Genomic DNA, 12,567 nt, shown 5'->3' with positions numbered 1-12,567 from the left:
ACGACGATCTAGAATTCCAGCTGGACCTTCAGAACCTGCTCGGGATGCTTTTCCACGAGATCGAAGGCTCGGCGCGCCTCCTCGGCGGCGAAGGTCTGGGTGATCATGGCGGCGGGCCGGATCTCGCCGCGTTCGAGCCAGCCGACCACTTCGGGAATGAAGCGGCGGTTGAGGCGCGAGCCGACGAGCGAGAGTTCCTTGCGCACGATCTCGGCCTGGGTCACCTCGCTCGGCGTCGCCGAAAAGCCGAGAAGGCCGATCCGGCCGGCCGGCGCCGCGACGCGGCAGGCCTCATGGAGAAGGGCCGGCACGCCCGCGCCGTCGATCACGACCGACGGCCCGAGCCCGCCCATCTCGTCCGCGACGGTTGCCGGGACCGGCTCGCGGCTCGAATCGATCACGCGATCGGCGCCGAAGGCCCACGCCCGTTCGAGGCGGGCCGGATCGATATCGGCGACGATGCAGCGCGCGCCGTGGCGTTTGGCGACCTGCAGGACCGTCAGGCCGACGGTGCCGGCGCCATAGACCAGCACCGTGTCCTCCGGCGTGCAGCCGGTGCGCGACAGGACATTGGCCGCGACGGCAAGCGGCTCCGCCAGCGCCGCGACGTCGAGGCCGAGCGCGGGCGACACGCGAATGGCGTTCGCGGCCGGCACGATCGCGACCGTGCGGAAGCCGCCGTCGCGATGGACGCCGATGACCTGAAGATTGGCGCAGACATTCGGACGGCCGATGCGGCAGGGATGGCAATGTCCGCAGGCGATCACCGGATCGGCGACGACGGGATCGCCGAGCGTCAGACCGGCGACGCCGCTGCCCAGGGCCGCGACCGTGCCGGAGAATTCGTGCCCGATGACGCGCGGATAGACGGCGAAGGGATTGGAGCCGTGCAGGATATGCAGGTCCGAACCGCAGATGCCGGCGCGCCGCACGCGGATCGCGACCTCGCCGGGTCCGGGCGCGGCTGGTTCGCCTTCGCTCACTACGAGGTCGTGCGGCTGGCGCACGGAGATCGTCACCATGACGGTGGCTCCTTCAGAACTCGAGACCGAGGGCGCAGGCGAAATGCCGGTTGACGCGGTCGCGCCAGTCCCGGTCCGCCGCCAGCCCCGGCGGGAACAAGCCGTCGATGGCGAAGAAACCCGCCGTCAGATCGCCGGGCGGCCGTACGTCCGCCGCGCGCTTCAGAACCTCCGCGCGGGGATCGTCGGGCCGCTCCGTTCGGACGAGATAGGCGAGCCACAGCGCCGTGGTCAGCGCGAAGGCGTCGCCATCGCCGCCGCTCCGCAGGCTCGCCGCCGCTGGCGCGAAGATGCGCTGCGGCAGCTTCTGCGAGCCGTCCATCGCGATCTGCGCCGTGCGATGGGCGATGGCCGGGTTGGCGAAGCGTTCGAGAAGGCGCTCGACATAGTCGGCGAGGTCGATGCCCGGCACCGGGTCGAGCACCGGCAGGACCGCCTGCATCTGGCGGCGGACGAGGGCGACGAGCGCCGGATCGCGCATCGCGTCGCGCACCAGTTCGACGCCGTTGAGCTGGCTGTGATAGGCGATCAGGGAATGGGCGCCGTTGAGAAGGCGGAGCTTCATGAGCTCGTAGGGGGCGACGCTTTTCACGAAGAGCGCGCCGCCGGCCTCCCAGTCGGGGCGTCCGGCCGCGAAGTCGTCCTCGATCACCCATTGCGAGAAGGGTTCGGTCTCGACGGCGAGGGCGTCCTCGGCACCGAGCAGGGCCGCCGCCCGCCCGCGCGTCTCCTCCGTCGCGGCCGGCACGATCCTGTCCACCATGCTCGACGGGAAGCGGCCGTGGCGCGCGATCCACTCCGCCAGTCCCGCCTCGCGCCGGGCCGCCATGGCGAGCACCAGCCGGCGGAGCACGCCGCCATTGTCCGGCAGGTTGTCGCAGGACAGGGCGGTGAAGGGCGGATGCCCGGCGGCCCGGCGCCGCGCCAGCCCTTCCACGATGAAGCCGAGAACGCCGACCGGCTCCCCTGGATGGGCGAGATCGGCGGCGACGGCAGCGTGTCGCTCGTCCAGGCCGCCGGTCGCCGGATCGAGACCATAGGCCTTTTCCGTGACGGTGAGCGTGACGATGCGGATCGCGGGATCGGCGAGCAGCGCGAGAAGGCGCTCGCCTTCGCGCGACGCGGCCAGCGCGTCGATGACGCAGCCGACGACCTGCGCCGCGTCGCCGGCGGCGCCGCGCGTCACGACGCCGAAGAGGCCGTCCTGCCGCCGGAGATCCTCCACGATGGCGGTCGAGCGCAGGCTGACGCCGACGATGCCCCAGTCGCCGAAACGATGGGCGAGGGCCGCATCGGTATAGACGGCCTGATGGGCCCGATGAAAGGCGCCGATGCCGAGATGCACGATGCCGGGCCGGAGCGCTGCGCGGTCATAGGCCGGCCGCCGGACCGAGGAGGGCAGGAGCGAGGCGGAGCCGAGCCGCGTCATGCCGGCGCCCGGCCATGGGACGGATGGGCGAGCGCCCGCTCGATGCCGCGCAGTTCCGCAAGACCGCGCAGGCGCCCGATCGCCGGATAGCCCGGCTGCGCGCCGCGCGTCAGGTCGTCCAGGATCTCCTGCCCGTGGTCGGGTCGCATGAAGATCCGGTGGTCGTCGCGCCCGGCCGCGCGCCGCCGCGCCTCTTCCGCGACGAGTTCGGCGACCACCGCCACCATGTCCGTCGCGCCTTCGAGATGATGCGCCTCGTGGAAGGAGCAGGGAAAGTCCGGCGTCTCGCGCGCGACATTGCGCAGATGGGCGAAATGGATGCGCGGCGCGAGGTGGCGGATCATGGCCGGCAGGTCGTTGTCGGGCCGCGCGCCGAGCGAGCCGGTGCAGAAGGTGACGCCATTCGCCGGACTATCGACCGCATCGAGCATCGCGCGATAATCGGCCTCCGTGGACAGGATGCGCGGCAGGCCGAGCAACGGCCAGGGCGGATCGTCGCCATGGGCGCAGAGCCGCATGCCGGCGGCCTCGGCGACGGGCACCACCTCCGCCAGGAAGGCGACGAGATTGGCGCGCAGCCGGTCGGCGTCGAGCCCGGCATAGCGGGCCAGCGCCCCGCGCAGCTCGTCCAGGCTGTAGCCGTCGGTCGAGCCCGGCAGTCCCGCGCCGATATTGCGCGACAGCGCGGCCTTCTTCGCCTCGTCCATCGCGGAAAAGCGCCGTCCGGCGGCCTCGACGAGCGCTGCCGGATAGTCGGCTTCCGCCGTCGGGCGGCGCAAAAGATGCAGGTCGAAGGCGACGAAGTCGGTGAGGTCGAAGCGCATGGTGCGGGCGCCATCCGGCGTTTCCCAGCGCAGGTCCGTGCGGGTCCAGTCGAGCACCGGCATGAAATTGTAGCAGACGGTGCCGATACCGGCCTCGCCGAGCCGGACGAGGCTGGTCTTCCAGGCGGCGAGATGCGCCTTCCAGTCGCCGGACAGCGTCTTGATGTCCTCCGAGACCGGGATGCTTTCCACGAGCTCCCATTCCAGCCCGTCGGCCCGGATCTCGTCCTGCCGCTTGCGGATCTCGGCGACCGGCCAGGCCTCGCCGGTCGGAACATGATGCAGCGCACTCACGATTCCCTCGGCCCCGGCCTGCGCGGCGTCGCGCACGCTCACCTTGTCGACGGGGCCGAACCAGCGCCAGAGATGTCTCATGCTTGCGTCCGCGGATGGGGGTTCGAGGCGGGGCGAAGGATCGCGAAGGCGCGCAGCGGGGCGCCCGAGCCGCCGACGATCGGCAGCGGCAGCGTCACGAGATCCGCGAAGGCGGGAAGGCGTCCGAGATTGGCGAAATTCTCGCCGATCAAGATGTCCGCGCCGAGAAGGCGGTTATGCGCGGGAAAGTCGGTGCTGCCGAAGCGATCGATCGACAGGCAGTCGGAGCCGACGATCCGCGCCCCGCGCTGGACGAGAAGCGCGGCGGCCGCGCCGGACAGGCCCGGCCAGTCGCGGAGGAACCGGTCCTGCGGGGCGGGATCGTCCCAGAAGCGGTCCCAGCCGAAATGGAAGAAGACGGCGTCGCCGGCCTCGATCGGCCCGTGCCCGGCCTCGAAGGCGGCGATGCGCTCCGTGCCGATCGCCTCGCAGGGCGCGGCGTCGCGCGCGTCGATCACCGCCATGCGGCCGAAGAAGCGCTCCGGCGGCATGCGGTCGATGCTGCGGCCGCCTCGGATGAAATGCAGCGGCGCGTCGAAATGCGTCCCCGAATGCTCGCTGAGGCAGAGCGCGTGGTTGAGCGCGACGTCGCCGCGCTCGTAGCTTTCCGCCACCTCCTGGCAGAAGGGCGGATGCGTCGGCCAGACGGGCATGCCGGGCCGCATCGGATGCGTCAGATCGACGAGCGTCGCGCCGTCGCGGTCGAAGAGGGCGGAGAAGGCCGGGTTCGCTGCCATGGCGTCAGGCCGTCCGGGGGCGCGGCACGATGGCGACGATGAGGATGATCAGGACGCCGGTGAGCAGGAGGCGGACCCCGACCTCGATGCCGAAGGTGTTCAGCATCGTCGCCATCAGGTTGAAGAACAGCGCGGCGCCCCAGATGCCGAGGGCGTTCGCCTGACCGCCCGCGACGCTGGTGCCGCCGAGGACGACGACGGCGATCGATTCGAGCAGATAGGCGTCGCCCATGTTCAGCGCCGCGCCGCCGGTGAAGCCGGCGATGAGGAAGCCGGCGAGGGAGGCCGTCACGCCGCAGGCGACATAGGCGGCGAGCCGCACCCGCTTCACCGCGATGCCGGCGAGTTCCGCCGCCGGCTCGCTCTGGCCGGTGGCGAGGAGGCGCCGTCCCCAGACATGGCGCTTCAGCACCAGCGCCATGCCGAGCGACAGGGCGATCACCACGACGGGCATGACCTGGATGCCGGCGAGCCGCACCGCCGTGAACCAGGACAGCAGTGCCGGCGGCTTCAGCGTCGCCTCGCCGCCGAGATTGAAGGCGAGCGACTGGAACACGAAGCTCCAGGCGAGGGTGGCGATGATCGGCGGCAGCCGCAGCGCCAGGATGGCCAGGAAGTTCAGCACCCCGGCGAGCGCGCCGACGGCGAGGGCGGCGAGGAGCCCGAGCACGAGCCTGGAATCCTCGCCCGCCATCGCGCTCATCGAGACATAGGCCGAAAGCGTCAGGACCGAGGGCACGGACAGATCGATATTGCCGGGGCCGGACGCGATCACCAGCATCTGCCCGGTGCCGACGACGACGCTGAAGGCACCGAAGGCGAGCGCCGCCGAAAGGGTGGCGCCGGCGCCGCCGAAGCCGGAATGGACGCTCGTCGCGAGCCACATCACGAGGGCGGCGGCGAATCCGTAGGCCCAGGGCGCGAGAAGCAGGCGGGAACGGTTCATGAGGGTCTGGCTCCCAGAAGGACGCGGCCGGCCAGGACGAGGAAGAGGATCAGGCCCTGCGCGCCGATCTGCCAGGTCGGCGGCACCTGGAGGAAGGAGAGGAGCGAGCCGGCGAGCGACAGGGTGAGCGCGCCGATCACCGTGCCGACCGGCGAGACGGTGCCGCCGGTGAACGAGCCGCCGCCGAGGATCACCGCCCCGACGCCGAGCAGCGTATAGGCCGGGGCGACATTCGGATCGCCGGAGGTCGTGAGACCGGTGAGGAGCAGCCCCGCGACGAGCGTCAGGAGGCCCGCCGCCGCATAGACCCCGACGCGGATCGCCGTGATCGACCAGCCCGCGCGCTCCACGGCGCGCGGATTGGCCCCGGCGCCGCGCAGCACCGGGCCTAGCGCCGAGCGGGTGATCACGAAATGCCCGGCCAGCGCCGCGAGGAGCGAGAGCCAGAGCGGCAGCGGCATCAGCGGCGTCTTCCAGGTGACGAAGGCCTTCAACCAGTCGGGCGCCTGTCCGCCCGGCGAGGGCAGGACGAGAACGGCGGTGCCGAGCCAGATGAAGGAGAGGCCGAGCGTCACGATGATCGAGGGCAGTTGCCGCAGATGGATCAGATAGCCGATCCCGGCATAGGCGAGGACGAGGCCGAGATAGACGAGAAGCGCGACCATCGGCGCGCTCGGCAGATAGACGGCGGTCACGCAGGTGACGAGGCCGACGAAACTGCCATTGGCGAGGTCGATATCGCCCAGCATGATCACCAGCATCTGCGCCAGCGCGGCGAAGACCAGCGGCACCGCCAGCTTGAAGAGCAGCGTGAAGCCGAAATAGCTCATGGCCGAGGGCCGGATGGCGAAGATCACCGCCAGCATGGCGAGAAGCGCGACGGCCGGCAGGACGACGGCGAGACCGTCCTCCAGCCAGGCGGGGCGGCGCGCCGCCGCGTGAGGGCGGGGCAGGGCGGCGTCACTCATCGGCGCCTCCGAAGGATGCTTCGAGGATGCGGCTCGGCTCGATCGCCTCGCCGGTGAGTTCCACGGCCGCGCGGCCTTCGCGGAAGACGTAGATCCGCTCGCAGTTCGACAGTTCCTCGAGTTCCGTCGTGTACCAGACGAAGGCGCGTCCGCGCTCGGCCTCGGCCCGGATGAGGCGATAGACCTCCTCCTTGGTGCCGACATCGACGCCGCGCATCGGATCGTCGAGGAAGATCACCTCGGCATCGGACGCGAGCGCTCGGGCGAAGAGCACCTTCTGCTGGTTGCCGCCCGAGAGCGCCGCGATCGGCGTGTCGATCGAGGGCGCCTTGACCTTCAGCCGCTCGGACCAGACTTGCGCGAGATCCCGCGCGGACCGTTCGGACAGGAAGCCGCCGCGTTGCAGCGCGCCGAGGCTGAGGATCGTCAGATTGTCGGCGATCGACCAGAGCGCGAAGGTCCCTTCGTGTCCCCGGTCGCCCGCGACAAAGGCGCTGCGGGTCGTCCCGCCGCGCATCGCGCCGAAGATCGCGCGCAGCCGCTCGCGCTGGCCATGGCCGTCGAGGCCGGCGAAGCCGACGATCTCGCCGGGCCCCGCGCGTATGCCGAGATCCCGCGCAGTTCGGCCCGCGTGATCGACGAGCGGCGGGCGGCCGGCGAAAGCGTCCATCCGCCGCTCGGAGCGCTGGGGCACGCCCTCGACATGGCCGGAGAGCTGGATCAGCGCCGAGCGGGTCAGCCCGGCGCGCGGGCGCTCGGCGACGGTGCGGCCGTCCACCATGACCACGGCGCGGTCGCAGACGGCGAGAATCTCGTTGAGGCGGTGGGTGATGAGGATCGCGGCGATACCCTTGGCGGCGGAGCGCCGGATATGGGCGAGAAGCTGTTCCGTCGCCTCGTGGCCGAGGGCGGAGGTGGGCTCGTCGAGGATGACGCAGCGCAGCGGGATGTCGGTCTCGGTATAGGCGCGGGCGATCTCGACCATCTGGCGCGCGCCGATCGGCAGCCGGGCGAGGCGCAGATGCGGGTCGATGCCGTGGCCCGGAAAGATCTCGTCGAGCTTGGCGCTGATGAGCTTAGCCGCGCGGCCGCGCCAGCCGAAGCCCTTCAGCGGACGGTGGACGATCCGCGTGTTCTCGGCCGCTGAGAGATTGGCGCAGAGCGAGAGCTCCTGGAAGACGCAGCGCAGGCCCCGCGCCTGCGCCTCCCCGGTGCTCCAGTCCCCGATGGAGACGCCGTCGAGCGCGAACTCGCCGGCCGTGCGCCTGACGGCGCCCGACAGAACGTTCATCAGCGTCGACTTGCCGGCGCCGTTATGCCCGACGACGCCGATCACCTCGCCGGGGCGGATGGCGAAATCGACGCCCGCCAGTGCGACGACGGCGCCGTAGCGCTTCGTCGCCCCGCGGATGGCGATATAGGGCACCGGCTCGCGCTCCGTCCCCTCGGCCGTCCGGGGCGCTGCTGCGGCAAGGCTCATCGCGTCGCGTCTTCCAGCCGCCGGGCGTTCACTTCGGCGCCGGCACGCCCGGCAGCGGCACCTTCATCGCATTGGCGTCGATGATCTTCGCGACGAGCGCCTGCGGGTAGTCGGCATTCACCACGCCGCCGTCCGGGACGGTCTTCAGCCAGGCGTCGAGATCCGGCTGGTTGATCTGGAGCAGCGGCACCTCGACGAATTTCGGCACCGGCTTGCCGGCGAGAATCTGCTGAGCCACCCAGAAGGCGACCTGCGAGACGCTGGGCGTCGCGCCGAGCGAGAAGGTCTCGTAGCCGGACGCGGCATGCTCCTCTTTCCAGAGCGCCAGCTCGTCCTGCCGATTGCCCATGATGATGATCGGCAGCGGCCGCCCGGCGGCCTTGAAGGCCTGGGCCGCGCCATAGCCGTCGCCGCCCTGGGTCAGCACAGCGTCGACCTGCGGCAGCGAGGGAAGGAGGCCTGAAACCTCCTTCTGCGCCACGGTCGCGGTCCATTGGCCATAGACCTCGCCGACCTTCTTGTAGTTCGGATGGGCGGCCATCGCCTTCTCGACGCCCTCGTGCAGGCGCTTGTCGAAGCCGTCGCCCGCCATGCCCCGGATCTCCAGGATATTGGCCGGCTTGTCGCCGAGGCTCTTCGCGACGAAGTCGAGCTCGGCCTTGGCATAGGAATCGAGATTGTAGTCGACGACATAGGCGCAGGGTTCGGTGACGCCGCTCGCGAAGGCGACGACCGTGATGCCGGCGTCGCAGGCATCCTTGATCGCGCCGTTCAGCGCCGTGTCGGACCCGGCGAGGACGATGATCGCGTCATAGCCCTGAAGGATGAGGTTCTGGATCTGGGAGGCCTGTTCGGTGACCGAGTTGTTGGCGCTGACGACGGTGGTGCCGGCGATCTTGCCGTCGGCCTTCGCCGTTTCGCCCATCGCCTCGAAGCTCTTGATCATGACCTGCCGGAAGGAATTGCCGGCATAGGAATTGCTGAAGGCGATCTTCTTGCCGCTCGTGTCGCCGGTGGCGACGCCTTCCGCCGCCCAGGCGCTGCCGGAAAGCGCCGTGGCGGCGCAAAGCGCGGCGAAACAGGCGGCGGTGGCCGCGACATGAGATCTGCGCATGAAATCCACCTCCCAGGGACCCCGACGCCGCCGGTCCGCCATGGACCGGCCCGACATCCGGAAAGAACGCTCGGGCGGCCCAGCCCACCCCTCCCGACCGTCGTTGGCCTGTCTCTAATACTACCATGGTAGAATGTCAACGCGGGATGCTATAGGTTGCGACATGGCCGGATACGAGCCGGCAGGAGAGGCGAGAATGACGCGGAAGGCGGTGGCGAGCGGAAGCGGCGGCGACGATTACGAGCCGGCCGAGATGGCGCCGGTCAATCCCCGGCTGCCGATCGCGCCGCAGATCTACGACCGCCTGCGCCGGGCGATCATCACGCTCGCCATGCTGCCCTCGGAGGCCTTGAGCGAAAAGGAACTCTCGCTCCAACTCGGTGTCAGCCGCACCCCGGTGCGCGAGGCGCTGATCCGTCTCGCCGACGAGGGGCTGATCGACATCTTGCCGCAGCGGGGCAGCTTCGTCGCGCCGATCCGGCTGCGGGACGTGGAAGAGGCGCAGTTCATTCGCGAAGCGCTGGAGCGGGCGATCGTCAAGCGGCTGGCGAAGGATTGTCCGGCGCCCGTCCTGGCGGAACTCTCGGCCAATCTCTCGCGGCAGGAGGACGCGGTCGCCCGGCGCGATCTCGATCTTTTCCTCGAACTGGACGAGGCCTTTCACCGCAGCCTCTGCGAGGGCGCCGGCCTGTCGCGGAGCTGGCGCCTCATCCAGACGGTGAAACTCCAGATGGACCGCGTCCGCTACTTCAGTCTGCCCGAACCGGGCCACCTGGAAAGCCTGCTTGCCCAGCATCGGGGCATCCTGGCGGCGATCCGGACGGGCGATGCGGAACGCGCCGAGGAATCGATGGGCATCCATCTGCAGGAAGTGCTGCGCACCGTGCGCAAACTCAGCGAGCGACGTGCCGATCTCATCGGGTGAGAACGTGTAGGGGCGGGCTCGGGACAACGGGTGACGGTGCCATCTTCGATCCATCCCGCCCGCCGGCCGGCGCTGATCTTAAACTCCGACCTCTGCTGTTGAAGGTCTGCCGAGGAGCGGTTCGCCCGGTCGGCCTGGCATGGTAGCCGCAGGAGGCGATGGCGGCGCGATCGACCGCCGATCAGGGATCGGTCGTGTCGTCGAGGGTTCGTCGCAGCAGGTCCTTGGCGTAGTCGGCCGTGATCTCGTCTCCGACGAAGAGGATGCGATAAAGGATCGGCGCGACGAGGCCGTCGATCAATCGATCCACGGCGGGCGTTCTCTCGCCGCGCCGTTCGGCCCGCGCGACGAGAAGGTCGAGATGTGCGACCGTATAGTTGGTGCATTTGCCGGCGAGTTGCGGCCCGTGGGCGCTCGCCAGCACGTCGCGCATCATCGCCCGGCCCGGGCCGGAGGAGATCTCCTCGGCATATTGCTCCAGCCAGGCTTCGAGATCGCCGCGAAACGACCCGGTATCCACCGGGTCGGCATCCGGCCGCAGGCGTTCCACCGCGACATCCGCCAGGAGTTCGGTCAGGCTTCCCCAGCGGCGATAGATCGTCGAGGGCGTCACGCCGGCTTCCGCGGCGATCATCGGGATCGTCACCTCGGCTTCCGCTCCGGTCGAGACGAGCGTCTTCACAGCCGCATGGACGGCCTTCTGCACCCGCTCGCTGCGTCCGCCGGGTCGGATTCCCTGTCGGATCATCATGACGCCGATCTTGCCTGCATGTCTTCTAACGCAATTCGTTTGCTTTAACGGAAGGATGAGTTTAGGAGCTTATCGCCAACGATTAGCCTTAAGCGGGAGGGGCCGGAATGTCGATCGCCTCGTCCACCGATATGGCGCGCCGCTCCGTGCCGCTGCCACGCAAGCCCTTCATGCTCTACGCGTTGACGCTCATGACGTTCATGGCGGCATCCAGCGTCCCGACGCCCTTGTACCGGCTTTATCAGGAAAGCTGGGGGTTTCCGCCGTCCACGCTGACGGCGATCTTCGGCGCCTACGTCCTGAGCCTTCTTTGCGCCCTGCTGACGGTCGGCTCGCTATCCGATCATGTCGGCCGCAAGCCGGTGCTTCTCGCGGCATTGGTGCTGGAGATCCTCTCGGTCGTCCTTTTTCTGATCGCCGCCGGGCCTGGCGGACTGGTAGCCGCCCGCATCCTGCAGGGATTTGCGACGGGTGCGGCGATGGGCACGCTGTCGGCCGGTCTCATCGATGCGGATCAAGCCCGCGCGTCGCTGTTCAACAGCTTGGCGCCCTTGCTCGGTCTCGCCGCCGGCGCCCTCGGCTGCAGCGCTCTGGTCGATTTCGCGCCGGCGCCGCTGCATCTCGTCTTCCTTCTGCTCCTCGCGATCCTGACCGCCGAACTCGTGGCCGTGATCCTTGCGCCGGAGACCGCGCCACGGCGTCCAGGCGCGCTCCGGTCGCTCTGGCCGCGGGTCCACGTTCCGGCCGGGTCCCGCCGCGACCTGGCTTCGGCGCTGCCGATTAGCATCGCCGGCTGGGCGCTCGGCGGGCTCTACCTGTCGCTGATCCCGACCATCGTCCGCCACGTCACGGGATCGACCATGGCGCTGACCAGCGGCACGGTCGTCGCCGCGCTCGCGTCGACCGGCGCCGTTTCGATCCTCTTCGCGCGGCCGCACGCGCCGAACCGCATCATCGCCGTGTCCGCCGCCATGCTGGCGCTCGGAGTGACGGCGACGCTCGCGGGCGTTCTCGCCGGCTCGGTGGCGATCATGCTGGCGGGAACGGTCGTGGCGGGCGTCGGCTTCGGCGCCGGCTTCCTCGGGGCGTTGAAGACGACGCTTTCGAACGTGTCCGCCGCCGACCGCGCCGGCCTCATGTCGGCGCTCCTCGTCGTCAGCTACGTCGCCTTCAGCGCGCCGGTGATGATCGCGGGCGTCGCGATCCCGATCGCCGGCCTCGTTCCGACGACCGTCGCCTACGGGACCGGCACCATCCTCCTGTCGTTGGCCGCCCTCGCGGCGGCTCTGCGATCCGCTTTCTCCCGACGCGAGACGACACAATGACCTCGACGCTCCACCGCGCCACGATCCCCGTCTTCATCCGGGGACTGACCATCGTCTCCGACCTCATCGGCAAGGGCATGCGCCATGCCGCCGAGCGAAATCTCGATCCCTCGACCCTGGTCGAGGCGAGGCTCGCGCCGGACATGCTGAATCTGGCAGGGCAAATTCAACGGGCCAGCGACACCGCCAAGCTGTCGGCCGCCCGTCTTTCCGGCGTCGAGGCCCCGAGCTTTCCCGACAACGAGACATCGCTCGAAGCCTTGCAGGCTCGCTGCGCCAAGACGATCGCCTTTCTCCGAACCGTGCCGGCGGAGGCGTTCGACGGCGCGGCGGAGCGCGACGTTCCGATGTTCTCCGGCGAGCGCCGGCGCGTCTTCAAGGGCGAGGAATATCTCTATGCCTTTGCCCTGCCGAACTTCTTCTTCCACGTCACGACCGCCTACGATCTCCTGCGTCAGGCGGGCGTTCCGATCGGAAAGCTCGATTATCTCGGTTCGTTCGATGATCCCGTCTGACGCGGCAATATCCGTGTCGACGGCTGGAACTCAGGCAACGGGCCGCCGTCCGGCGCGACGCTGCAAGGCCAGCCCGTCGTAATCACAACGTCCCTTCGGCAGTTCGTCGGCGACGTTCCGCCGAAACCCGGACGGCATGGCCGAAGAGGAGATCGA

Annotated in this window: 12 protein-coding genes; 3 read left to right on the top strand and 9 right to left on the bottom strand. The window is 69.6% G+C overall.

What is annotated here, in order from left to right; all coding sequences use genetic code 11:
- Positions 1–8: 8 nt before the first annotated feature.
- The 8 genes from IEY14_RS13010 to IEY14_RS12975 are packed head-to-tail and all read right to left on the bottom strand — an operon-like array spanning position 9 to position 8,895.
- A complete protein-coding gene (locus tag IEY14_RS13010) occupies positions 9–1,022 on the bottom strand; it encodes a Zn-dependent oxidoreductase (protein ID WP_188909056.1) in 1,014 nt (337 codons plus the stop codon).
- Between the two features lie 13 nt (positions 1,023–1,035).
- Positions 1,036–2,451, bottom strand: coding sequence for a mannitol dehydrogenase family protein (locus IEY14_RS13005; RefSeq protein WP_188909054.1), 1,416 nt, complete (start codon positions 2,449–2,451; stop codon positions 1,036–1,038).
- A complete protein-coding gene (gene uxuA, locus IEY14_RS13000) occupies positions 2,448–3,650 on the bottom strand; it encodes a mannonate dehydratase (protein WP_188909052.1) in 1,203 nt (400 codons plus the stop codon). The genes IEY14_RS13005 and uxuA overlap by 4 nt, the downstream gene beginning before the upstream one ends.
- The gene (locus IEY14_RS12995; RefSeq protein ID WP_188909050.1) at positions 3,647–4,387 is read right to left on the bottom strand and encodes a cyclase family protein; all 741 of its coding nucleotides are present in this window, start codon (positions 4,385–4,387) and stop codon (positions 3,647–3,649) included. The genes uxuA and IEY14_RS12995 overlap by 4 nt, the downstream gene beginning before the upstream one ends.
- 4 nt (positions 4,388–4,391) lie before the next feature.
- A complete protein-coding gene (locus IEY14_RS12990) occupies positions 4,392–5,333 on the bottom strand; it encodes an ABC transporter permease (RefSeq protein ID WP_188909048.1) in 942 nt (313 codons plus the stop codon).
- Entirely contained in the window at positions 5,330–6,301 is a 972-nt protein-coding gene (locus tag IEY14_RS12985) for an ABC transporter permease (RefSeq protein WP_188909046.1), read from the bottom strand. The genes IEY14_RS12990 and IEY14_RS12985 overlap by 4 nt, the downstream gene beginning before the upstream one ends.
- A complete protein-coding gene (locus tag IEY14_RS12980; protein ID WP_188909044.1) occupies positions 6,294–7,781 on the bottom strand; it encodes a sugar ABC transporter ATP-binding protein in 1,488 nt (495 codons plus the stop codon). The genes IEY14_RS12985 and IEY14_RS12980 overlap by 8 nt, the downstream gene beginning before the upstream one ends.
- Before the next feature lie 28 nt (positions 7,782–7,809).
- Complete coding sequence (locus IEY14_RS12975) at positions 7,810–8,895, bottom strand: ABC transporter substrate-binding protein (RefSeq protein WP_188909042.1); 1,086 nt, start codon at positions 8,893–8,895, stop codon at positions 7,810–7,812.
- A gap of 196 nt (positions 8,896–9,091) precedes the next feature.
- Between IEY14_RS12975 and IEY14_RS12970 the strand changes: the two genes are divergently transcribed.
- The gene (locus IEY14_RS12970; protein ID WP_244639463.1) at positions 9,092–9,820 is read left to right on the top strand and encodes a GntR family transcriptional regulator; all 729 of its coding nucleotides are present in this window, start codon (positions 9,092–9,094) and stop codon (positions 9,818–9,820) included.
- Between the two features lie 181 nt (positions 9,821–10,001).
- Here the strand turns inward: IEY14_RS12970 and IEY14_RS12965 are convergent, their stop codons facing one another.
- Positions 10,002–10,571, bottom strand: coding sequence for a TetR/AcrR family transcriptional regulator (locus IEY14_RS12965; RefSeq protein WP_188909040.1), 570 nt, complete (start codon positions 10,569–10,571; stop codon positions 10,002–10,004).
- Between the two features lie 107 nt (positions 10,572–10,678).
- Here IEY14_RS12965 and IEY14_RS12960 point away from each other — a divergent pair, with 107 nt between their 5' ends.
- Entirely contained in the window at positions 10,679–11,896 is a 1,218-nt protein-coding gene (locus tag IEY14_RS12960; RefSeq protein WP_210318391.1) for an MFS transporter, read from the top strand.
- On the top strand, positions 11,893–12,411 hold the full coding sequence (locus IEY14_RS12955; protein WP_188909038.1) for a DUF1993 domain-containing protein: 519 nt from the start codon (positions 11,893–11,895) through the stop codon (positions 12,409–12,411). The genes IEY14_RS12960 and IEY14_RS12955 overlap by 4 nt, the downstream gene beginning before the upstream one ends.
- The last annotated feature ends 156 nt before the right edge of the window (positions 12,412–12,567 follow it).

The organism is Aureimonas endophytica (assembly GCF_014642635.1).
Classification (GTDB): Bacteria; Pseudomonadota; Alphaproteobacteria; order Rhizobiales; family Rhizobiaceae; genus Plantimonas; species Plantimonas endophytica.
This window is presented reverse-complemented; position numbering and strand designations above follow the sequence as displayed.